The sequence below is a fragment of the Pseudomonas sp. HP_08 genome (assembly GCF_055284095.1).
This window is the reverse complement of sequence record NZ_JBTOQC010000013.1, coordinates 1-23,403: the sequence shown is the minus strand read 5'-3', so window position 1 is coordinate 23,403 and position 23,403 is coordinate 1. Positions and strand designations below refer to the sequence as shown.

Below are 23,403 nucleotides of genomic sequence, written 5' to 3'. Positions count from 1 at the left end.
GCAGAGTTATAAGGGGGCCTAACGAAGGGCCAGGCGCTGGGCGCGCAGCGTATCGGCGATACGCTCGCGACCGTGCAATGCATCGATACTTTTCAGACGATTGAGCACCTGCTCGCTCCACGGCGGCGTGTTCTGCCCCTGCTCGCGGCTGAAGGCGCCGGCCACCGCTTCATAAGCGGCAATCCGTGCCGGCTCCTCGGCGGCCACCTGATAATGCTCGCGGTGCAGCACCACGCTTTGCGGCAGGCGCGGCTTGATCGCCGCCGGGCGCTCGGGGTCGGCGTAGCCCACGCACAGGCCAAACACCGGAAACACCAGCGGCGGCAGTTGCAGCACATCGATCACTGCTTGCAGGTTATTGCGCAGCGCGCCGATGTACACCGTGCCCAGGCCCAGCGCTTCGGCGGCGACTACCGCATTCTGCGCGGCCAGCGCGGCATCGAGACTGCTGACCAGCAAGCTGTCGAGCAGGGCTGGTACTTCCAGTTCGATGCCCTGTTGGTCGGCAATGCGCTGGGCGCGCGAGAAGTCTGCCAGCCAGACCAGAAACAGCGGCGCCTGGCGAATATGTTCCTGGTCATTGGACAGCGTCGCCAGGCGCGCCTTGTGCGCCGGGTCCTCGATGGCCAGCAGGCTCCAGGCTTGCAGGTTGGACGAGGTGGACGCCGATTGCGCAGCAGCCAGCAAAGTCTCCAGCGTGCCGGCGGGCAGTGGCGTGTTCAGGTACTGGCGCACGCTGCGGTGGGCCAGCAGGTGATCGATGACCGGATTGTCGACTGCCGGGGCGGCGGCAATCGGGTCGCGATAGCGTTGTTGCCAGAGGGTGTGCAAAGAGGTGTCGGGCATGAGGCTCACTAAGGTTCGGCGTTAGTCGCTCACCTTAGTGGCCTGGCCCATGCTTGTGAAATAACCAGTTGCGATATGTTAATAATGCTATTTATTTTTTATGCGTTTTTCTGATTTTGTCGCGGCCCGAATCACAGCCGGGCCTTGAGTGACTCGCCAAACAGAATGGAAACATCCAGTGCCTTGGCTATTTCCTGCTGCCCCAGCCAGAAACCGACCTCCTGTTGCAGCCCATCGCGGGCTTTCTGGTCGGGAGTGATGACCGTGCCGGTGTTGCGGGTGGTCAGTTCCAGGGCGATGTCCACAGGGATTTTGGCCAGTCTGGCGCTGGCTTCAGCCAGTTGTTGCGGGTGTTCGTTGGCATAGGCGCGGGCTTGCTTGAGCCGGGCGAAGTAGTCCTCTACAGCCTTGGCTTTGGCGCTGTCATGCAGGGATTTATTGCTGACCAGGTGCAGGTAATCGCTGACGTAATAATCGCCCAGCCAGGCCAGCAGTTGCGCATCGTGTTGGCGCTGGGCCATGGCCCGTTGCGGGTCCCAGGTCAGCCAGGCGTCGACCGTACCGTTGATCAATGCGGCCAGCGCTACATCGTTGGGCACGAACGACAGCTCGATATCCTTGAAGCTCATGCCGTGTTTTTCCAGCACCAGCGCCAGTTGATATTGCTGCAACGAGCCGCGCAGCAAGGCCACACGTTTACCCTTGAGGTCTTCGACGGTTTTGATTGTCGAACCGCTGCCGGTGAGGATCGCTTGCGAGCCTTTGGCGCTGCTGCGGGTGACCGCGACCACGCTGAAGTTGCGCGTGCCGGCGTTGGCGGCCTCGAAAATGACCCCTGTGGTGCCGCCCGCACCGATATCGATACTTTCACCGCGCAAGGCCTCCATCAGCGCAGGCGTTGCCGAAAACTCCGACCACTCGAGACGGTACGGCAAGTCCTTGTCCAGGCCCGCCGCCTGCAACAGCGCGCGGTCACCAAGTTTGTTGGGGATGCCGACCCGCAGCACGACCTCTTCGGGTTGGCTGCAGGCGGCCAGAAACAGCCCTGCAAGCATGCATAGCAAAACACGCAACATAGTGAGAATCCTTATGCCTGGCGGGCGGTGGAAAAATGATTGTGCGGCCTGTCGAGGCCCAGGTGCTCGCGCAGCGTGTTACCGCTGTATTGCTTGCGGAACAAGCCACGCCTTTGCAGTTCAGGCACCACGTGGGTGGCAAACTCTTCGAAGCCTTGCAGCAGCAGCGGCGAGAACAGCACGAACCCATCGGCCCCGCGTTCGACGAACCATTGCTCCAGGTCATCGGCAATCGTGCGGGTGTCACCGATCACGGTGTGATGGCGGTAGGAGTTGGCGACTTTGAGGTACAGCTGGCGAATGCTGAGGTTCTCGCGGCGTGCAATATCAATGGCAATCTTTTGCTGGCTCTTGGATTGATTGGTCTCGGGAAGCTCGGGAAACGGGCCGTCCAGCGGGTACTTCGACAGGTCGACGCCGCAGATGCTTTCCAGGGTGTTGAGCCCCACCTCCGGGTGTACCAGCGCCTGGATCTGCTGGTATTTGTCTTCGGCTTCCTGAGCGCTGGCGCCCCAGATCACCGAGGCGCCCGGCAGCACCTTGACCGCCTCGGGGTCGCGGCCAAAGCCTTCGGCCCTGGTCTTGATGTCGCGGTAGAAGGCTTGCGCCTCGGCCAGCGTCTGGCTGGCGGTGAAGATGATGTCGGCGGTGCGTGCGCCCAGCAGCTTGCCCGGTTCCGAGGCGCCGGCCTGGGAAATCACCGGATGTCCCTGCACCGGGCGGGCGATGTTCAGCGGGCCACGCACGGAAAAATGCTCACCCTGATGGTTGAGGGTGTGCAGCCTTGTGGGGTCGTAATACTGCGCGTGCTGTTTGTCATGGACGAAGGCGTCGTCTTCGAAGCTGTCCCAGAGCCCCTTGACCACATCGATGAACTCGCTGGCGCGCTCATAGCGTTTTGCGTGCGGCAAGTGGGCGTCGCGGCTGAAATTGAACGCCACTTCAGGGTTCTTGGTGGTCACCAGATTCCAGCCGGCCCGGCCACCGCTCAGATGGTCCAGCGAGGCCAGTTGCCGGGCGACGATGTACGGTTCGGTGTAGCTGGTATCGGCGGTATAAATCAGGCCGATCTTGCTGGAGAACGCCGACAGCACCGACATCAAGGTCAGCGGGTCGAACACGCTTACCCCCGGCAAGCGCTGGGTGACCGCCTTGTCGGCAGCAAACCCGCCATTGGAGTCGGCCATGAACACCGCATCGAATTTTGCCTGTTCCGACACCGCCAGGACTTTCTTGTAGTACTCAAGGTCCAGCGCGTTATCGGCTTGCACCGCAGGGTGGCGCCAGGACGAGGCCAGGGCGCCGGTGAACAAAAAGGTTGCCAGGTGAATCTGGCGGGTAGAGGTGGTCATGATCATCGTTCCTGATGAGCTTAAAACTGGATATCCAGGCGCGCGTAGTAATAACCCCCGGTCAGGCCGAAGGGCGAATACATGCCGTAGGCGCCTTGACCTGTGGTGTTGGGGTTGTCCTGTGCGCTTTTCTTGCGCGGGTAAACGTCGAAGAGGTTGTTGCTGCCGACGGCGACCTTGACGTTTTTCGACAGGCGTCGCTGGATATCCAGGTCGGTGATCCAGCGGGCGCCATAGTCGTAGTCCTGGCTGCTGATGGTCCCGTGCTCGGTGTATTTGCCATAGCGTGTCAGGCGCGCGCCGAGCTGCCAGGCATCGAGTTTCCAGTCCAGGCCCAGAGTGAATTTGTCCCGGGGTGTGGCGCCTTCGATAATCCCCTGGTTCTGTTGGCCGAAATACACGTAACTGCTGCCCAGATTACGCAGGGCCTCGGGTGTGTCCTTGATATCGGTGATCTCGGTCTTGTTGTAGTTGAAGCCCAGGCTCCATTTCAGGCTGCCGTATTGCTCCAGCGTTTGCAGATAAGAACCGGTCAGGTCGAAACCGTAGGTGCGCGTATCGATGCCGTTGGTGAAATACGAGACCAGGTCGGCCGGGCCGTTGTAACCGGCAGGACGGCCGAGCAACTGATTGACGGCATCGCCGGTGATCTGGCTGGTCGACACGATGCGATCGGCCAGCTCGATGTAGTAGTAATCGGCGGTGAAATTGAGATTGCGCGCCGGCTCATAGGTAAAGCCGAAGCTCAGGTCCCTGGACTTTTCCGGTTTCAGTTCCGTGGCGCCCAGCGCTTTGGAGACGGCATTGTCGGGCCTGAGGATCAGGGCGGTGACATCCTGCTCGACACCGTCCTGAATCCGCACCGCCGCATTGACTTGCTGGAAGGTCTGCACGGCCAGCGAAGGCGCCTTGAATCCGGTGCCCAACGAGGCGCGAAACGCCAGTTCAGGGCGTATCTCGTAACGGCTGGAGGCTTTCCAGGTGGTCGTGTCGCCCGCCGAGTCGGTGTAACGCTCATGGCGGCCGGCAAAGCCCAGGTAAAGCTTTTCGGTCGGGTTCAGGCCAACATCGAAATACACCGCATACACGTTGCGACCCTTGCTGCCGGCATAGTCATCGGTGACCAGTTGCACGCCCTGCGCATACGGCGAAACGCTCATGCCGGCATAGCGGCCGCTGCTGACCCGGTAATCACCGGCCGCCCAACCCAACGGGTCGCCCGCGCGCTGCTCATAGCTTTCGTGGCGCAGGTCCAGGCCGGTCGCAAACTGCAGCGGTTGCGCCAGGCCGATGTCGAAGGCATTGCTGAAATCGAGGTTGTTGACCCATTCGGTGCGCTTCTGGCTGCCGGCACTGAACGAGGTCGGGGTATCGGCGCCCAGCGAAGGGTTGAGGGTTTCAAAGGCGTTGTAGGTGCTGTCGCTGGCGCCATAACTGGTGCTCAGGTCCCACTTCCAGCCGGCCTGCAGATCACCCTTGGCCCCGGCCACGAACTGATAGTCCACTTCGTAGACTTTGACCTTGGGCGTGAAACCATCGGGATAGACTTCGGGAATGCTTTGCCGGTTACTGGGGACCCGAGGCGTGTACGGAATAATCGCGTCGCGATAACCCAGGGTCGAAAACGAATACAGCAGGGTGTCGTCGCCGACGGGCAATTCAAGGTTGTACGAGGCGTCGTAGGTTTCGTTGCGCGTCGAGCCGTAGCCTTCATACAGATTACGGTCGGCGGTCAGGTCGCGTTGGTCGCCATACAGGCTGCCGCGCGTGGGTGTGGAGCGATCGGCCCAGTCCTTGCGCTTGGCGGTCAAATCAAAGCTCAAGGCACCGCCGTCGCTGCCCAGTGCCAGCCCGCCGCTGAGTTCCTGCTGGACGCTTTCGCCATCGCCCTCGTAGTTCTGGCCGACCAGGCTGCTGGATTTGAAACCGTGGTCGTCGGCCTTGAGGATGATATTGATCACGCCTGCAATCGCGTCAGAACCATATTGCGCCGACGCCGCCTGGCGCATGACCTCGATGCGTTCCACCGAGGCACTGGGAATACGGTCCAGGTCGACCGGATTGCCCATGTTGATCCCGGCCCAGATGAACTGGGAAGAGGAGTGGCGTCTTTTACCGTTGACCAGAATCAGCGTGCGCTCAGGCCCGAGCCCGCGCAGCCCGCCGGTCCTGACGCTGGCTTGTGGAATGCCGGTGCTGACGATGGCCGGAATGTTGAACGACGGAATCAGCTTCTTGAGCGCATCGCTCAAGGTCGCCTCGCCGGTCAGTTTCAGTTGTTCGGTGCTGATCACATCGATGGGCACCGGGCTTTTCAGTGCGGTGCGTTCGACATTGGTGCGGTTACCGACCACCACGACGGTGTCCAGGCTCTCGGCTTCCTGGGCCCGGACATCAAGGGCGGCAACGGAAAAAACGGCGCAGGACACCGCGACTGACAATCGCGATCTGTTCTTCTTTGGGCAGGGCTGGACATCGGGAGGGGCAGGGCAGGCAAAGCGTTGCATGTGCGCTCATTCTCGTTTGGATCTACTGGCCGGCGTTGAATGAAGGACGTGCGGCCAGAGTGCAGTTAGGCGTAGCGTACGAAGGGATAACCTCCACCGGTAAGGGGTCGGAGCAGAGTTGTAGAATGTCGGGGTTTAGCTGGCGACAGCCTCTTCGCGTGGCGCCTGGGTTGCTTCAGCGGTTGCGCGCGTATGCCGATTCACCGGCACATCCAGCCCCAGGTGCCCACGCAACGTCGTGTGCTCGTACTCCTCACGGAACAGGCCGCGCTCGCGCAGGATCGGCAATACTTCATCGGTGAAACGGGCAAAGTCGGTGGGCGTGCCGACATGGATATTGAAACCGTCCACCGCGCCTTCGTTGAACCAGCGCTCGATTTCATTGGCCACGGTCAGCGGCGAGCCGACAAAGCTCGAGTACGGCTGACCAAAGCGCAATGCGGCCTGGCGCACGCTCAGTTGCTGTTCGCGGGCGACTTTCTTGATGCGTTCGGCGTGGCCGCGATAACCGTTGCTGCCCAGATCGCCCAGCTCCGGGAACGGCGCGTCCAGGTCGTACTGGCTGAAATCGTGGTAGTTGAACGGCCGGCCCAGCTGCACCAGCGCCTTGTTCAAGTCCAGCGTGCCCTTGCGTTGCAACTGAATGGCCTGGGCCTGTTCATCGGTGTCGGCAATGATCGGGTCGATGCCCGGGAACAGCTTCACCTGCTCAGGATTACGCCCGGCCTCGGCGGCGCGGCGCTTGATGTCGGCGTAGTACTCGCGGGCATCGTCGAAGTTGTCGACGCCGGCAAAGATGCCCTCGGCAATCGAGGCGGCCAGGCCGCGACCGGATTCCGAGACGCCGGCCTGGAAGATCACCGGCTGGCCTTGTGGCGAGCGCGAGATGTTCAGCGGGCCGGTGACCGAGAAGAATTCGCCTTGGTGATCGAGGCGGTGTTGCTTGCTGGTGTCGAGAAAGCGCTTGTTGGCGCGGTCACGCGGGAAGGCGTCGTCTTCATAGGAATCCCACAGCCCTTGCACCACTGCGACGTGCTCATGCGCGCGGCGGTAGCGCTCGCCGTGATCGATATGCTGTTCGAGGCCGAAGTTGCCGGCAGCGCCTTCAAGGCCGGTGGTGACGACGTTCCAGCCGGCACGACCACGGCTGATCTGGTCCAGCGAGCCGAACTGGCGGGCCACGTTGAAGGGTTCGGTGTACGAGGTGGTCAGGGTGGCGACCAGACCGATCCTGTCGGTGGCCCCGGCCAGCGCCGAAAGCAAGGTCAACGGCTCAAGACGGTTGAGAAAGTGCGGTGCCGAATCGGGTGTGATGTACGGGCTGTCGACGATGAATACAAAGTCGAATTTCGCCGCTTCCGCCGCACGGGCCTGCTGCTTGTACCAGTCGATATCGATGCTGGCGTCACCGGGGATTTCAGGGTTCAGCCATTCATGCTGGCTGGTGCCGACACCGGTGAGAATGGCGCCGAGGTGCAGTTTTCGTTGAGTCATGAGGGGCAATCCTTTGATGGCTGGGTGTGCTGTACCCGTAGGAGCAGCTTTAGCCGCGAATGGCACCACCCCCGAAATTGCGGTGTATGCGTTCCCGGCTAAAGCCGGTCCTACGAGGTCTGTGTCAGGCTTGAAGTCGTGTTAGCCGACCTTCACGGTACGCGCCGATTCCTGTTGCGCGACCAGCGCACGAATACGTGGCAGCAGGTCCTGGCCATATTCGGTGGCGTCGCGCAGTTGCTCGAAGCCGCGGAACAGGAAGGTGCTGACGCCTGCGTTGTAGTAATCCAGCGCGGACTCGGCGACCTGGTCGGCGGTGCCCACCAGCGAGGTCGAGTTCCCGGCCGCCCCGGTCAGCGCGGCGATTTCGGTCCACAGGCGCTTGTCGTGCACCTTGCGCTGGCTGGCCAGTTCTACCAGGCGTGCGGAGCCAATGTTGTTGATGCCGACCTTGTCGCGGCGCTTGCCCTGACGCAGGCCGATCAGGTGGCGGGCGTCTTCAAGAATGCGCTCGGCGCGCGCCCAGGCTTCGGCCTCGGTGCCACCCAGAATCGGGCGCAGCGACAGGCTGAAACGAATGTGCTTTTCGCGACCATAGTTAGCCGCCGCCTTGCGCACCTTGGCGATGCGCTCGCGCACCTGCTCCAGCGGCTCGCCCCACATCATGTAGACATCGGCGTGTCTGGCCGCGACTTCGACAGCGGCGTCCGAGGCGCCGGAGAAATAGATCGGCACGTGCGGCTTCTGTACCGGCTTGACCAGAGTCAAATTGTCCTCGACGCGGTAATGCTCGCCGTGGTGATTGAACGGCTCGGTGCTGGTCCAGGTCTTGCGGAAAATATCCAGGTACTCGTCGGTGCGCGCGTAGCGGGCGTCCTTGTCGATGAAGTCGCCATCGCGTTGCAGGTCGCCGCTGTCACCACCGGTGATCACGTTGATCGAGGCGCGGCCATTGCTCAGGTGATCCAGGGTCGCAAACTGCCGTGCGGCAAAGGTCGGCGCCTGAAAGCCCGGACGGTGTGCGACCAGCAGGCCGAGTTTTTCGGTGAAGGCGGCCGCATAGCTGGCCAGGATCATCGAGTCGGCGGAGCTGGTGCTGACCGCCAGCAGGGCCTTGTCGAAACCGCCATATTCCTGGGCTTGCGCGAGTGCCTTGACGAACGCCACGTCGACCACCGGGCCACGAGGTGCCTGTGATTCGCTGCCTTCCTGAGGGCCGATCAGGCCGATGAATTCGAGACTCATTACGAGGGAAACTCCTGTTGATTCGTTGGGGCGCCATCCTCATGGGGGCGGCGTCAGAGCGCACGGCAAAGCATGGATCGATACTAGGAGGGTCGGTTGTTGTATGCAAAGAACGTATAAAGATATGGTTATATCGGTTTCTATTTTTATATTAAGTGAGGTTCGCAATCAGTGCCCGGCAAACCCGCGTGGCACTGGCTTGCGCAGGCCCAGGTGCTCGCGCAGCGTGGTGCCTTCGTACTCGGTGCGAAACAGCCCGCGGCGTTGCAGCTCGGGCACTACCTGGTCGAGGAAACGCTCCGCGCCGCCCGGCATGTACGGCGCCATGACCACGAAGCCGTCGGCGGCGCCCTGTTCCAGCCAGGCTTGCATCTGGTCGGCGATGGTTTTGGGCGAACCGATCATTTTCGCGAAGGCCAGGCTTGAGGCGTACCAGCGGCCCAGTTGCTCCAGGCTCCAGCCGGCTTCGATGGCGTTGCCGATGACCACATCGAAACGGCCCTTGCTGCCGCGAATGTGCTCGCGGATGTCCGGCACCGCGGCTTTGGGGTCGTGCTGCGACAGGTCGTAGTTCATGCTCGCCGACATGAACGCCAGGCCGGTGAGGGGCAAAATCAGCTCGTCCAGTTGTGCCGCCAGCGCCTGCGCTTCTTCGTCGGTGTCGGCCACGATCGGGTACAGGCCCGGCAGCACCTTGACGTCGTCGGGGCTGCGGCCGGCATCTACCACCTGCTGCTTGAAGGTGCGGCAGAAGGCCTGGCCTTTTTCCAGGGTCGACTGCACCGGAAAGATCACCTCGGCATTTTGCGCCGCCAGCGACTGGAAGGCCGGCGAGACACCGGCCTGGATCAGCACCGGATGGCCCTGCGGCGGGCGCGGCAGGTTCAGCGGGCCGCGCACCTTGAAGGCTTCGCCGTGGTGGTTCAGATAGTGCAGCTTGCTGGCATCGGTGTAGCGTCCGCTGGCCTTGTCGGCGACGATGGCGTCATCTTCCCAGCTGTCCCACAGGCCGCGCACCACATCGAGAAACTCGGCGGCGCGGGCATAGCGCTCGGCATGCCCCAGGTGCTGGTCGAGGCCAAAGTTGCGCGCTTCGCCGTCGTTGACCGAGGTCACCGCGTTCCACGCCGTGCGCCCGCCGCTGAAGTGGTCGATGGTCGCGAACTGGCGAGCCACGTGGTACGGCTGGTGATAGCTGGTCGAGATGGTCGCGCCGAGGCCGATGTGGGTGGTCAGCACGCTGAGCGCCGAGAGCAATGCCAACGGTTCCGGTGAGCCATTGGGCCGCCAGGTCACGGCAGCGTCGAACGAGCCGCCGTGAATGTCGTCCAGCGCCAGTTTGTCGGCGACAAACAGCATGTCGAGCCTGGCCGCCTCGGCCTTTTGCGCGAGCTTCTGATAGCCGCGAATGTCCAGCGGGTTGACCGTCTGCGCCTGTGGCAAACGCCAGCCTGCGAGGTGTGAACCTGCGTGGCTGACGAACAATGCCAGTTTGAGCTGACGGCTCATTCGCCCGTGCCTTCTGCAAGCTGTGCTGGGGCAACGGGCTTGCGCACGCGGTGCGGAATGTCGTCGTCGGCGATCAGCACCCGTTCCATGGCGCGCTCGAAATCGCCGTAGTTGTAGACCGGGTAGTGCAGCAACGCGCGGTTGTCCCAGAACGCCACGGTGCCCGGCGTCCACTTGAAGCGCACGTGGTACTCGGGGTTGCTGAATTCCTTGAGCAATTCGGCGACCAGTGCGCGGCTGTCTTCGACCGACCAGCCGATGAACTGCGGCGACATCGAGAAGTTGATGAACAGCGCGTCTTCGCCGGTTTCGGGATGGGTGCGCACCAGCGGGTGGGCGAGGATCGGGTAGTGGTAGCCGACCTTGTCCAGCGACGACTTGAAGTTGTGGGTGACGAACAGGTTATCGATGCGCGCCTTGAGCTCGTCGGACAGGCCGCGATAGACCAGACCGCTGTCGGCCCACACCGTGTCGCCGCCCAGCTCCGGCAACGAGATGGCGCGCAGCACCGCGCCCCAGGTCGGTTTCAGCAGCCAGCTGGTGTCGGTGTGCCAACGGCCCTTGGGCGCATTGCCGTAAGCTTCGCGGGCTTCTTTGGCCAGAATCAGGTGCGCCTGCGGTTTGTTGCTGTCCTGCTTTTGCGTGGTCGGGTGCTCGTACAGCTCACCGAACTGCGCGGCGAAGGCGATCTGCTGTTCGCTGGTGATGTGCTGGTCGCGGAAGAACACCACCTTATGCTTGAGAATCAGCGCATGAATTTCATCGCGCTGCTGGGTGCTCAACGGACGGCTCAGGTCGACGCCGCTGATTTCTGCACCAACAGTGGGTTCCAGCGCCTTGACGCTGAGGGTCTGGGTGATCGAGACAACGTTTTCTGCGGGCATGGTGTGGTTCTCCTGTTGTTATTACCTGTTATGGCCGACACACCCCTGTAGGAGCGCGCTTGTCCCGCGACCGAGTGCGTAGCGCTCGCAAAATCTCGGAAACGCTGAAAATTTACGACTGCTAACGCAGCCGGTCGCGGGACAAGCGCGCTCCTACAGGGTGTCAGCCTGCTGTCACCAGTCATACGAAACCCGGGCGTAATAGAACGCGCCGTTCAAACCGTACGGGCTGAAGTTGCCGTAGGCGTCGGGGTTGTTGATTTCGCTGGGGTTGGCGCTGCCCAGCCCGGTCAGCGATGGGGTCGGGTTCTGTTTGTCGGGGCGGATGCCGAACAGGTTGTTGGAACCCACCGACAGCGACAGGTTGTCGGTCAGCAGGTAGGTCACGTCCAGGTCGGTGATCCATTTGGCGCCGAACTGCTGGTCGGCCGCTGCCGTGGTGCCGGCCTCGGTGTACTTGCCATAGCGGGTGGCGCGCAGGTCGGTGATGAAGTCGCCCAGCCGCCAGTTGCCGCCCAGCACCAGCTTGTCGCGCGGCGTGCCCTTGGTCAGGTCGGTCTGTGCCTGATGGCCGAAAATCACATAGTCGCTGCCCAGCAGGCTGTTGACCGTGCCGTTGCGCTGGATGTCCTGGATCGTGGTGCGGTTGTAGCTGTACAGCGCCGACCAGCGCACCTGGCCGAAGCGGCCGTAATCCTTGTTCAGTTCACTGACCAGGTCGATGCCGTCGGTGCGGGTGTCGACGCCGTTCATGTTGTACTGCGCCGAGTACAAATCGTTGATACCCAGCGAAGCCAGGGTGTCGCGCACCCGCGTCGAGGTGCCGGTGTCGCGGATGATCTCGCTCTTGACGATGCGGTCCTTGATCTTGATGCGGTAGGCATCCAGGGTGATGCGCGCATCCCGGGTTGGCTCCCATGACAGGCCGACGCTGAAGTTGGTGGATTTCTCCGGCTCCAGATCCTGCGCACCCAACGCCTGGGCGGCGGTGCTGCTAGGCGGCAGATAGCGCGCCAGCAAGGATTCGGTGCTGCCGTCGGCCAGGCGCACGGCCGTGTTCTGGGTCACCGAAAAGGTCTGCTGGGCCAGCGACGGCGCGCGGAAACCGGTGTTGAATGTGCCGCGCAAGGCCAGCCCCGGCGCCAGCTCATAACGGGTCGAGAGCTTGCCGCTGGCGGTGTTGCCCGAGCTGTCGTCGTAGTGCTCGAAGCGAAACGCCGCGCTGGTGTACAGGCGCTCGGTCAGGTTGGTGCCGGCATCGAAATAGAACGCATAACTGTCGCGATCCAGTGCCCCGGCATCGGCCACCGAGGTGCCGGTGAACGACTGCAAGCCTGCGGTCGGCCGCTGCCCGGCACGCGGGTGGCCGGCGGGGTAGACATAGCCGCCGTCACGATAGGAGTCCGGCTCGCCGGCGGTCTGCACGTACTTTTCCCAACGGTGTTCGATGCCGGTCGAGAACTGCAACGGCTTGGCCAGGCCGACATCGAAGGCGCGGGTGAAATCGAGGTTGGTGGTCCATTGCTCGAACTCCAGCGCGCCCAGGTAGAACGAGGTCTTGCTGGTCGGGCCGATCGAGGAGTTGAGCGTGTTCTGCGCGCCCAGGCGTACATCGTCCTTGCCGTAGGTGGTGCTCAGGTCGGCGTCCCAGCCGGCGACGTCGCCCTTGCCGCCGAAGGCCACCTGAAAGTCCTGCTCGTCGATCAGCCGCTGCGCGTGAAAGCCATCGGGGTAGATTTGCGGAATCGACGACACGCTGGTGGCGCGATAGCTGCCACGGGTGTCGACGATGTTGCGATCGCTGTAGGTCGAAAACGAGTAAAGCGTCAGGTTGTCGTGAATCGGCAGTTCGGCGTTGTACGAGAAGTTGTAGGCCTCGTCGCGGTTGGAGCGCCCGTAGCCTTTTTCCAGCAGGCGATCAACCGAACCTTCGCGTGGGTCCGGTTGCGCACCAGCGGTGCCGAATGGCACGGACTGGCCGTTGACCACCGGGTAATACCACGGACCTTGCGCATCGCCTGCGGTGTACGACGGGCCTTGCAGGCGAATGTCCAGCGAGGTGTTGAAGAAGCCGCCGTTTTCACCCAGGGCAAAGCCGCCGTTGAGGGTGGTCTGGTTGAGGTCGCCGGGCTTGTCTTCCTGCTGGCCGGTGGTGACGCTGGCGCTGCCGCCGCTGTCCTGGCGCTTGAGGATGATGTTCAAAACGCCGGCGATGGCGTCGGAGCCGTATTGCGCCGAGGCGCCGTCGCGCAGCAGTTCGATGCGCTCGATGGCCGAGGTCGGAATCAGGTCCAGGTCCACCGGCACGCTGCCGCTGGCGATGCGTGCAAAGTTGTTATAGACGGCGGTGTTGTGCCGGCGCTTGCCGTTGACCAGCACCAGCAGGTGATCGCCGGACAGGCCGCGAATCGACACCGGCCGCACCGATGACGAAGTACCGCCACCGGCCTGCGCCGGGGCGCTGAACGACGGCACGATGCTGCCCAGTGCTTCACGCAGGCTGGCCTTGCCGGTCTTGCGAATCTGATCGCCGCTGATGATGTCGATGGGCGAGGGGCTTTCGGCCACGGTCAGGGTATTGCCACGGGTGCCGGTGGAGATCACCGACACGGTGTCCAGCACGGTGTCCGATTGTGCGGCGTGCACCGCGCTGGCCAGGCCGCACAGGAGCAGGCCGCAAACCGCGGGCGAGCGTGGGCCTGACTGCATGCCAATCAATGCATTCATGGATCATTTCCTTATGGGACGGGACGTGTGTGCGACGTTGTTTACGATGCGTTCAAGAACGGGTAATCGATGTACCCCGCATCCCCACCCACATAAAAACTCGCTTCATCCGGCGCATTCAGCGCGGCCTGTTGTTGCAGGCGCTCGACCAGGTCGGGGTTGGCGATAAACAAGCGGCCAAAGGCGATGAAGTCGGCGCGCCCTTGTTCGATGGCGCGCAAGGCGCTGTCGCGGTCGAACTCGGCGGCCAGGATCAAGGCGCCCTTGAAACGCTGGCGCAAATCCGGCGCCAGGCGCTGCCCGGCCGGTGTGCTGTCCGGCTCGATCAGGTGCAGATAGGCAATGCCGCGTGCCTGCAGTTGATCGGTGACATAGGCGTACAGCGCCGCAGGGTCGCTGTCGCCGCTGCCGTCGACAGTAAAGTGCGGCGACACCCGCACGCCCACGCGCTCGGCGCCGAGTTCTTCGATGGCGGCATCGACAATCTGCAGCAGAAACCGCGCGCGGTTTTCCACGCTGCCGCCGTAATCGTCTTCGCGCTGGTTGCTGGCATTGCGCAGGAACTGGTCGATCAGGTAACCGTTGGCGGCATGAATCTCGACGCCGTCAAAACCGGCGCGGCCAGCGTTACCGGCGGCGCGGCGAAAATCTTCGACGCGCTGGGCGATTTCTTCACGTAGCAGGGCGCGTGGCACCGGGAACGGCTGCGGGCCTTCAGGCGTCGGCACCTCGCCACGCGCGGCAATCGCCGACGGCGCGATGGGCAATTCGTTGTTGGGCAGGCGCGACTGATGCGCCTTGCGGCCCAGGTGAAACAGCTGCTGGAAGATCCGCCCGCCCGCGGCATGCACCGCCTCGGTGACCGGCTGCCAGGCCTGCACCTGAGCGTCGTCATGAATCGCCGAACCGCCGGGACGGCTGACGCTTTCTGCCGAGACGTGAGTGGCTTCGGAAACAATCAGGCCGGCACTGGCGCGCTGGCGGTAATAGGTGACGGTGCGCGGCAGCGGCTGGCGGGTGTCGACGTCCGAGCGGGCGCGCCCCAACGGTGCCATGACCAGGCGGTTGGCCAGTTCAAGCGTGCCCAGGCGGCCGGGTTGAAAAAGGCTCATTGCTTGTGCTCCGCGTGGGCTGTTTGCGCGGCGGCCGCGACTTGCGTCGACAAACCGCGAACGCTGTTGAACGTTGGATCGAAGCCTTTGGAGACATCCACCGGGCGGCTGAGAATGCCTTCCTCGCGGTAGATGTCGGCGGTCACTTGCAGGTTGGCGATGACCGCGTCGGTGATCGCCACTTTCTGGAAATCAGTCGCCTCGGCGCTGGCCAGGTGCACCTCGAGCGGCAGGCCGGTGACCTTCGCCTGTGCCTGCGCATATTCTTTGGGGTGCGTGTTGACCCACGCCCAGGCGCGGTCCAGGCGCTGCACGAAATCATCGAGCTGCACCCGTTTTTCGGTGATCGCCTTGCTGGTCGCGGCGGTGTACAGGTGGTTGGTCAGCAGGTCATCGCCCTTGCGCAAAATGCGAGCGCCGTTCTGGGTGATGGCGATGGTGGTGTACGGGTCCCAGGTCGACCAGGCATCGGCGTTGCCGCTTTCCAGCGCACTGCGCGCATCGGTGGGCAGCAGGTTGACGAAGGTCACGTCGCTGCTTTTCAGGCCGACATCACGCAGCGCCTTGATCACCAGATAGTGGCCGATCGAGCCCCGGTTGGTGACGATGCGCTTGCCCTTCAGGTCGGTCACGGTTTTCAGCGGCGAGTCCTTGGGCACCAGAATCGAGGTCGAGAAACGCCCGTCGGCGTGGGTGATGCTGACCACTTTCAGCGGCGCACCGGCGCCCAGGGCAAACACATAAGGCGCATCCCCGAGCCCGCCGACATCCACGGCCCCGGCATTCAGGGCTTCGCCCAGGGGCGCGGCGGCGGCGAATTCGGAAAACTCGATTTTGTAGGGAACATCTTCCAATTCGCCGGCCGCTTCGAGCAGCAGCTTGTAGGAAGACTTCTGGTTGGCGACTTTCAGTGGCGCAAGTTCGGCGGCCTGAACGCTGGCGCCAAAGGCCAGCGTACCGGCAATCAGGGTGGCTAGCAGGGAACGTAGCAGCATGCGGGACTCTCCTGGGTCTGGCCTTGACGGCCTGGACGGGTCGTGGAAAACGGCCTCCACCAGGAAAGGGGTCGGGTCTGAAACAGACCTTATCTCTATAAGAAATGGCTGTGAAAGTCTTTTTAGCTCTAAGCTAATTATGAAAAATTGTTATTTATAGGTTTGGTAAACATTAATTGCTTGTATTTAAAGGGCGTGGCGAAAAGCTATTGCTCAGGCCTCGATCGTCAACCACGGCCAGCGCGCCTGATAGCTTCGGGCTTTATGCTCGAACAACTCTCGTTCGGGGTTCAGCGGGTTGATACGCAAAATGCCTTGCTCGACATCGCTCAGGCCATAAGTGGCATAGACCTCACCGGTCTCAAGCTCCAGCCCGATACAGGTGCCGGCGATCAGATAACGGTCGATGCCGTCGCGGGTCGATTGAAGCTGGGGATAAGGCCGGCCGAAGTGCTCGCCGTACCAGAGGTGGACGCGCGCCTGATTGCGGATTTCGATCTCGGCGTTCAGGTCCTTGAACAGGCTTTTGGCGTGCTGGATAACGGCATCTTCGGCTTCCCACGACAGGTCGGGGTCGAAATAAAACACATCGTAATCCTTGATGCCCCAGCCCGGCGGCCGCTGCGCCTGCTGGTTCCAGACCGCCTGAAACAGACAGCCCGCGACCAGTGCGCACTGGCTCAGCCCCAGCGCGGGCAAGCGCTGGATGAGTGCGGCATTGATCGGATCGGCGCGGGCGATGTCGAGCAGTTGTTGCGGGTTCAAGGCCATGGCCATGTCCATATGGAAAAAAACGCCACCTTGAACCGGATTCAGCGCGGCGGCAACTCACACACAAACGAATCGCTGCTGTTCAGATCACCTGTACCGCGATAGCGGGCTTCTTGCGGATAGGGACATAACGGACGACTGCGCTCGGGAAACGCGCTGCCGGTGGCGATCAACTGTTGCGGTGCCTGCTGCCGGTCTTGCCAGTCTTGCAGGGCTTGCAGCGGGTCGAAGTTATCCAGCGCAGGACCGTCGCCGCAGTGGGTCATGCCCGGCACGATAAACAGGCGCGCCCATTCGCCCAGTTGCTGCGTGCCGCCGTTGTCGTGGCTCAGGCGGTCCCAGTAACGGCGCAAATCGTTGGCCGAGAACACCGGGTCGCTGTTGCCCTGTACCACGATCAGCTTGCCGCCGTTGGCGATGAAGCTCGACAACTGGGTGCCCGTCGGATCGTTGATTGCGCCGGTTTCGGCCACCGCATCTGCGGCCTGGTCGAAGTCGACATCGGCCAGGGTCAGCGTAGGGTTGGGCGGGGTCATGAAGTAATACCCCAGCGATTTGGGCGTCAGCGTCGCATTGCGTGCATTGGCCTGGCCGGTTTGCGAGTTGCCCAGTTTCCAGGCGCGCCAGCCATCGCTGGCAATCCCGGCATCCCACGGCCAGTCGCTGTACAGGCTGCGACCCTGGCTGTCATGCGCGCCTTCGAACACCCGGCGCAACGCCTGAACCTTGATGCTGGACAGGCATTCGCCCTGGCTGCCGGCCGGGCATTGCAGTTCGCTGGGGTCGAAGCGGCACTGGCTCATGGCGTCGATGCTGCCGTCCTTGGCGCCATCGAGGGCGTCGCAGCGATCGAGCACTTTGCGTGCAACCAGGGCTTGTTCGTCGGGCGTCAGGGCCTGGGCCAGAATCGGCTCACCGTTGGCCGTGCGCGGTGCGGCGGCCTCCAGCGCCCGAGTGTCCCAGGCCTGCGCCACGGCCGCACGCGACAAGCGCAGGCCGGGGTTGCCGGCGATGATGCCGTCGAATTCGGTCGGGAAACGCTGGGCGGCCATCAGTGCCGCACGTCCGCCGTTGGAGCAGCCCATGAACACGCTGTGCTGCGGACCGCGGCCGTAATGCGCGTTGATCAATTGCTTGGCCTGGCGCGTCACCTGGCCAATCGCGGCGTAGGCATAGTCCAGCCGGGCCTGTTGATCGAGATCAAAGCTGGCATCGCTGCTGTCCTTGCCGGCATGTCCCGAATCAGTGGCGACCACCGCGTAACCACGGTTGAGGGCGGGCAGGGCCGTGGCGCCGCGAAACGGAATCGCCCCCAGCGCCTGATTGACCACGCCGTCCATGCCGCCGCCGCCCTGGAACAGAAAATGGCCGTTCCAGTCTTGCGGCATGCGCAGCTCGAAGCCGATGGCGTAGTCCTGGCCATCGGCGCCTTTGCGCGGGTTGATCTGTCCTTCGACCAGACAGTGCGCGGGCATTGCAGCCTTGGACAAGGCTTGCCCTGTCAGGGCGGCGCGACCGGGGTTGGCCTGGGGGATCTCGCCGGCCGGTATGGAAGTGGTCTTGAGCAGGCGTACTTGAGGATCAAGGCTTTGCAAGCCGGTGCAGGCATCCGCGCCGGCCTGTGCGCCCGTGGCCAGGCCAAGAAGGGGCAGGCTTGAGAAGATAAGACGGGTAACCAATGTCATTCAGCATTCCCTTTGCTTGTTGTGATGGGTGGGGAAATCGAGCTATAAAGTTAATAGTGTTAACTAAATGTCCGGTCAAGTTTTTTCATCGCAACGTCACTACAACAAGAAGGAGTCTTACCCATGCGTCACGCCATCGCCTTGTCGCTCGCCTTGCTGGCTGCCCACGCGCAAGCGGCCGAGAGTCCGCCGCCGCGTACCGAACTGGTCTATGAAGCGATTGTCGATATCGCGCCCTCGGTCAGCCTCGGCCAGGGGCCATTGGGCGAGCGGCGCATGGTGCCGATCACCGGCGGCGAATTTCACGGTGCCGGGCTATCGGGCAAGGTACTGGCCGGCGGCGCCGACCGGCAACTGATCCGCAGCGACGGCGTGCGCCAGCTCGATGCGGTGTACGAGATGCAGACCGACGACGGCGTGATTCTCAGTGTACGCAACCAGGTGCTGGTACGCGGTGAAGGCGCCAATCGCTACGCCTTCTCGCAGATCACCATCGATGCGCCGCAAGGGCGTTACGAATGGCTCAATCAGTCGTTGTTCATCGGCACGCTGACCAGCCTGAAACCTGAACGCAATGCCGTGTCGATTAAAGCCTGGCGGGTGTACTGACAGACCGCGAATCAGTCGTCGCGGGTCAGCACTTCCAGCAGCTCGATCTCGAACGTCAGGTCCGAATGTGGTGGAATGCTGCCGACCTGACGCTCGCCATAACCCAGCGCCGCCGGCACCTGCAGTTTGCGCTTGCCGCCGACGCGCATGCCCATCAGGCCCTGGTCCCAACCCTTGATCACACGACCGGTGCCGATCACACACTGGAATGGCTTGCCGCGCCCGGCCGAAGAGTCGAACACACTGCCATCGTCCAGCCAGCCGGTGTAATGGGTGGTGATCAACGCGCCCTTGACCACGGCCTTGCCGTCGCCTTCGTGCAGGTCGGTAATGTGCAGGGTATCGGTCATGGGCGTGCTCGTGTGGGGAATGAAGGGCGGGCTTTTTCGCAGGAAATCGTTGTGGATGCAAGTCTGTCTGTCGCTACGTCAACTGCCGCCCTGCAGGTGCCCCAAAGGCACCGGCGTATTGGCCTTGACCTCGCGAATCACCACCGCCGAGCGAATCTCGCTGACGCCGGGCAACTTGAAGATCACCTTGTGCAAAAACTCGTCGTAGTGGGCGATGTCGGTGGTCAGCACTTTCATGATGTAGTCGGCCTGCCCGGTGGTGCTGTTGCATTCGATGATTGCCGGGCAATTGCGCACCGCCTCTTCGAACGCTTCAACCACGTTTTCGACATGTTTGGACAGGTTGACCTCGGCCAGTACACAGTTGCCCAGGCCGACCTGCTGGCGGTCGACGATGGCGGTGTAGCGTTTGATATAGCCGTCCTGTTCCAGGCTTTTCAGGCGCTTCCAGGTGGGCGTCGACGACAGGCCGATGCGCTCGGACAAGTCTTGCACCGACAGGCGGGCGTCGGCTTGCAGCGCATCAAGAATGCGGATGCTGTAGGTATCGAGGCGATCTTTCTTCATTTGTTTTTATTCGGAGAATGAGCGTTCTCGATTCTCGCCAAAGGTCGAAAAAATAGGAAGCACATTCTCCGCCGCCGTCCATAGGATTTGGGTAAGGCAAACGCGCCGTTCGGCGACGTACCGCTCAACCGCAAGGACAACAATAAAATGACGGTGATCCAACGCACACCTGCCCGCACAACGCCGGCCAGCCCGCATGACGCGCCTGTCGACTGGCGCCGGGCAGCTTTTCTGATGATGGTCTCGCGCCAGCTAGACGCGCTGGAAGAGGGCACGCTGGTGCCGCAGAAAAAGGTGCTGTATCAGTTTTCCGCACGTGGTCATGACATGGCGCAGATTCTTCTGGGTTTGCACCTGAACGACCCGCATGACGCCGCCTGCGGCTATTACCGCTCGCGTCCGCTGTTGCTGGCGCTGGGCGTCGATCTGGCCGATGCGCTGGGTTCGTCGATGGCGCGGGCCGGTGGTTATTCGGACGGCCGCGACATCGGCGTGGTGTTCAATTATCCCAATCCGGGCGGTGTCGCCGCGCTGCCGATGTGCGGTGGCGTCGGCGCGCAGTACACGCCGACCGCCGGCTGGGCGCAGGCGCTGGAGTATCGCGCCAGGGTGATGGACCAGGCCGAATGCTCGCGGGCGATCAGCGTGGTACTGGGCGGCGACGGCTCGGTGGCCACCAATGGTTTCTGGTCGGCGCTGACCATCGCCACCACGCAAAAACTGCCCATGCTGTTCTACATCGAAGACAACGGCTTCGGCATTTCCGTGCCCTCGACCCTGCAAACCCCAGGCGCCGACATCGCCAAAAACCTCGCCAGCTTTCAGGGCCTGGAGGTGATTTCCGGTGATGGCTGCGACCCTGAACACAGCGCCGCCTTGATCGCCCGTGCCGTGAACCATGTGCGCGAGCGCCAAGGGCCGTGCCTGCTGCGCCTGACCGTGCCGCGCCTGCAAGGTCACAGTTTTCAGGACACTCAGGCGTACAAATCCGCAGAACTGGTCGATGCCGAATGGGCCCGCGATCCGCTGCCAAAACTGCATGAATTTCTGGTGCCTGCACGGCTCAGCGAGGCGCAGTGGCAGCAACTGCAGGATGATGCCACGCAGGTGGTGCAACAGGCTTGCGAGCAAGCCGAAGCGCGTCCGGTCAGTGATCCGCAACGGGTGACCGATAACGTGTTTTTCGAGGGTGAGTTGCAGCAGCGTGGCGGGCAATGGACCGATGGTTATCAGGCGCCTGCGCAACACCTTGAGCCCAAGCCGCAAGGCCCGCGCCTGAACATGGTCGCGGCGATCCGGCGCACCCTCGACCATGAGCTGGCCATCAATCCGCGTGTGGTGGTGTTCGGTGAAGACGTCGGCCCCAAGGGCGGCGTGCATGCGGTGACGCTGGGCCTGCAAGACAAGTACGGCAGTGATCGGGTGTTCGACACCAGCCTGTCGGAAGAGGGGATTATCGGCCGCGCGGTGGGCATGGCACTGGGCGGGCTGATGCCGGTGCCGGAGATTCAGTTTCGTAAATACGCGGACCCGGCCATGGAGCAGATCAACGACTGCGGCACCATGCGCTGGCGCACCAATAACCGCTTTGCCGCGCCGATGGTGGTGCGCATTCCGGGTGGTTTCTTCAAGTGCGGCGATCCCTGGCACAGTCAGACCAACGAGGTGCAGTTCGTCCATTCGCCAGGCTGGAAAGTCGCCGTGCCGTCGAATGCCGAAGACGCGGTGGGCCTGTTGCGCTCGGCCTTGCGCGGTAACGACCCGGTGATCTTCTTCGAGCACCGCGCGATGCTCGACGCCGCCAGCGCGCGGCGCAGTTACCCCGGTGACGACTATGTGCTGCCGTTCGGCAAGGCGCGGCTGGTCACGCGCGGCAATGACCTGACGGTGGTGACCTGGGGCGCGATGGTCGAGCGTTGCGAACAGGCTGCTGAAGGCCGCTCGGTCGAGGTGATCGACCTGCGCACCCTGATGCCTTGGGACCGTGAAGCGGTGCTGGCCTCGGTGTCGCGCACCCATCGCTGCCTGGTGGTGCACGAAGACCTCGGCACGGCAGGCTTTGGCGCCGAGATTCTTGCGGTGGTCGCAGAGCAGGCATTCATGGAACTGGATGCGCCGGTGGCGCGCCTGACCATGCCGGACATTCCCAGTCCTCACCACCCGCTGCTGATGGAACATGCCTTGCCGTCGGTGGAAAAAATCCGCGCCAAAATTGATGAAATGATGGGGTTTTGAGATGAATGACATGACCCTTGATAGCGCTGTACAGAACGCCGCACAAAACATAGCCGCGCCGTTGCAGCAGGAAGGCACCAAGGCCGTGTTGCGCACCTGGCTCAAGGCGGCGGGCGCGGCGGTACGCTACGACGAGCCAGTGGTCGAACTGGAAACCGACAAGGTCGTGGTGGAAGTCTGTGCGCCGTGCGATGGCGTGCTGGAGATTGTCCTTGAAGAAGGCCAGGACGCTGCGCCAGGCGCGCTGCTGGGGCGCGTGGTGGCGACACGGCCTGCGCCCGTGGCCGTTACGTTGCCAGGCACTGAACCCGCAGAGCCTGAGCCTGCCGAGACCGAATCCGCAGAAATCGAATCCAGGCTGTCGCCGGCCGTGCGCCGTCTGGTGGCCGAGCATGATCTGGACCTGGCTGAACTCAAGGGCTGCGGCACCGGCCGCGGCGGGCGCCTGACCCGTGAAGATGTGGTCAAGGTTGTGCTGCAACACAAAGAGCACCCTGTCAAAGAGCAACCCGTCAGCGAACCCGCGCCAGCCTCGAGCGGACCTCGGGTGGCCGAGCGCATCAAGCATTCGGGCATGCGCCGCAAGATTGCCGAGCACATGCAGCATTCGGTCAGCGTCGCCCCGCATGTCACGGCAGTGTTCGAGGCCGACTGCACCGCGATCATCCATCACCGTAACCGGCACAAGGCACGCTTTGCCGAGCAGGGCGTGAACCTGAGCTTCACCGCGTATTTCGTCGCCGCTGCCGTGCAAGCGATGCAGGCTGCGCCAACGGTTAACAGCCGCTGGCATGAAGATTTTCTTGAGGTGTTCAGCGATGTGAACATCGGTGTCGGTGCGGCCTTGGGCGATCAGGGCCTGATCGTGCCGGTCATTCACCGTGCGCAGGAACTGTCGCTGTCGGGCATTGCCAGCCGTCTGCAAACGCTGACCGAACAGGCCCGTACCTCACGGCTGAAACCGGCGGACGTACACGGCGGCACATTCACGATCTCCAACCACGGCGTCTCGGGGACATTGCTGGCCACGCCGGTGATCATCAACCAGCCGCAGTCGGCGATTCTGGGCGTCGGCGCGTTGCAAAAGCGCGTGGTCGTCAAGGAGGTCGATGGCGTGGACAGCTTTCAGGCCCGGACCATGGCCTATGTGTCGCTGACCATCGACCACCGCGTGCTGGATGGCAGCCAGACCAATGCCTGGCTGCGCCGGTTTGTGGAGGTGCTGGAAGGGTGGAGTGACTGACGCTGTCCAGTCGTGAAGTTTCAGCGTTTCATCCATTTTTGTGAGCGCTAACGCACTCAATCGCGGGCAAGCGCGCTCCTACAGGTTGATCTGCACCCCAAAAGTTGGACACCCATCTGACTTCTTGGGGTGTTTTTTCATGGGCAAGTACTCTACGCAGTTCAAAATCACAGCGGTCAAGGACTACATCGATGGC

Annotated in this window: 18 protein-coding genes; 3 read left to right on the top strand and 15 right to left on the bottom strand. The window is 62.7% G+C overall.

Annotation, left to right across the window (positions count from 1 at the left end):
- Window positions 1-18: 18 nt before the first annotated feature.
- From ACYAS9_RS14240 to ACYAS9_RS14180, 13 genes are all read right to left on the bottom strand, one after another.
- Window positions 19-846, bottom strand: a complete 828-nt coding sequence (locus ACYAS9_RS14240) for an NADPH-dependent oxidoreductase (RefSeq protein WP_463568953.1) — start codon at window positions 844-846, stop codon at window positions 19-21.
- A 131-nt stretch (window positions 847-977) separates the two neighbouring features.
- Entirely contained in the window at window positions 978-1,922 is a 945-nt protein-coding gene (locus tag ACYAS9_RS14235; RefSeq protein WP_463568952.1) for an ABC transporter substrate-binding protein, read from the bottom strand.
- Between the two features lie 11 nt (window positions 1,923-1,933).
- A complete protein-coding gene (locus ACYAS9_RS14230; RefSeq protein WP_463568951.1) occupies window positions 1,934-3,274 on the bottom strand; it encodes an LLM class flavin-dependent oxidoreductase in 1,341 nt (446 codons plus the stop codon).
- Window positions 3,275-3,294: 20 nt separating this feature from the next.
- Window positions 3,295-5,703 carry a TonB-dependent receptor plug domain-containing protein gene (locus ACYAS9_RS14225; RefSeq protein ID WP_463568950.1) on the bottom strand — a complete coding sequence of 803 codons (2,409 nt, stop codon included), beginning with the start codon at window positions 5,701-5,703 and terminating at the stop codon, window positions 3,295-3,297.
- 213 nt (window positions 5,704-5,916) lie between these two features.
- Window positions 5,917-7,275, bottom strand: coding sequence for an LLM class flavin-dependent oxidoreductase (locus ACYAS9_RS14220; RefSeq protein WP_463568949.1), 1,359 nt, complete (start codon window positions 7,273-7,275; stop codon window positions 5,917-5,919).
- 141 nt (window positions 7,276-7,416) lie between these two features.
- A complete protein-coding gene (locus ACYAS9_RS14215) occupies window positions 7,417-8,520 on the bottom strand; it encodes an LLM class flavin-dependent oxidoreductase (protein ID WP_463568948.1) in 1,104 nt (367 codons plus the stop codon).
- A 168-nt stretch (window positions 8,521-8,688) separates the two neighbouring features.
- On the bottom strand, window positions 8,689-10,029 hold the full coding sequence (locus ACYAS9_RS14210) for an LLM class flavin-dependent oxidoreductase (RefSeq protein ID WP_463568947.1): 1,341 nt from the start codon (window positions 10,027-10,029) through the stop codon (window positions 8,689-8,691).
- Window positions 10,026-10,913, bottom strand: a complete 888-nt coding sequence (locus ACYAS9_RS14205) for a TauD/TfdA dioxygenase family protein (protein WP_463568946.1) — start codon at window positions 10,911-10,913, stop codon at window positions 10,026-10,028. The genes ACYAS9_RS14210 and ACYAS9_RS14205 overlap by 4 nt, the downstream gene beginning before the upstream one ends.
- A gap of 174 nt (window positions 10,914-11,087) precedes the next feature.
- Window positions 11,088-13,640 carry a TonB-dependent receptor plug domain-containing protein gene (locus ACYAS9_RS14200; protein ID WP_463568945.1) on the bottom strand — a complete coding sequence of 851 codons (2,553 nt, stop codon included), beginning with the start codon at window positions 13,638-13,640 and terminating at the stop codon, window positions 11,088-11,090.
- A 41-nt stretch (window positions 13,641-13,681) separates the two neighbouring features.
- A complete protein-coding gene (locus ACYAS9_RS14195) occupies window positions 13,682-14,752 on the bottom strand; it encodes an alkene reductase (protein ID WP_463568944.1) in 1,071 nt (356 codons plus the stop codon).
- On the bottom strand, window positions 14,749-15,747 hold the full coding sequence (locus tag ACYAS9_RS14190; RefSeq protein WP_463568943.1) for an ABC transporter substrate-binding protein: 999 nt from the start codon (window positions 15,745-15,747) through the stop codon (window positions 14,749-14,751). Before ACYAS9_RS14190 ends, ACYAS9_RS14195 begins: the two co-directional genes overlap by 4 nt.
- Window positions 15,748-15,960: 213 nt before the next feature.
- Window positions 15,961-16,518 (bottom strand): nucleotidyltransferase family protein, encoded by a 558-nt coding sequence (locus ACYAS9_RS14185; RefSeq protein WP_463568942.1) that lies wholly within the window; start codon window positions 16,516-16,518, stop codon window positions 15,961-15,963.
- Window positions 16,519-16,559: 41 nt separating this feature from the next.
- Window positions 16,560-18,203, bottom strand: a complete 1,644-nt coding sequence (locus ACYAS9_RS14180; protein WP_463568941.1) for a tannase/feruloyl esterase family alpha/beta hydrolase — start codon at window positions 18,201-18,203, stop codon at window positions 16,560-16,562.
- Window positions 18,204-18,326: 123 nt separating this feature from the next.
- Between ACYAS9_RS14180 and ACYAS9_RS14175 the strand changes: the two genes are divergently transcribed.
- Window positions 18,327-18,812, top strand: coding sequence for a DUF3237 domain-containing protein (locus tag ACYAS9_RS14175; RefSeq protein ID WP_463568940.1), 486 nt, complete (start codon window positions 18,327-18,329; stop codon window positions 18,810-18,812).
- 11 nt (window positions 18,813-18,823) lie between these two features.
- Here ACYAS9_RS14175 and ACYAS9_RS14170 read toward each other — a convergent pair whose 3' ends face one another.
- Window positions 18,824-19,162: an FKBP-type peptidyl-prolyl cis-trans isomerase gene (locus tag ACYAS9_RS14170; RefSeq protein ID WP_463568939.1), complete on the bottom strand. Its 339-nt coding sequence runs from the start codon at window positions 19,160-19,162 to the stop codon at window positions 18,824-18,826.
- 78 nt (window positions 19,163-19,240) lie between these two features.
- Complete coding sequence (locus tag ACYAS9_RS14165; RefSeq protein WP_463568938.1) at window positions 19,241-19,729, bottom strand: Lrp/AsnC family transcriptional regulator; 489 nt, start codon at window positions 19,727-19,729, stop codon at window positions 19,241-19,243.
- 147 nt (window positions 19,730-19,876) lie between these two features.
- Between ACYAS9_RS14165 and ACYAS9_RS14160 the strand changes: the two genes are divergently transcribed.
- Window positions 19,877-21,964, top strand: coding sequence for an alpha-ketoacid dehydrogenase subunit alpha/beta (locus ACYAS9_RS14160; RefSeq protein WP_463568937.1), 2,088 nt, complete (start codon window positions 19,877-19,879; stop codon window positions 21,962-21,964).
- 1 nt (window position 21,965) lies between these two features.
- Window positions 21,966-23,207: a dihydrolipoamide acetyltransferase family protein gene (locus tag ACYAS9_RS14155; protein ID WP_463568936.1), complete on the top strand. Its 1,242-nt coding sequence runs from the start codon at window positions 21,966-21,968 to the stop codon at window positions 23,205-23,207.
- The last annotated feature ends 196 nt before the right edge of the window (window positions 23,208-23,403 follow it).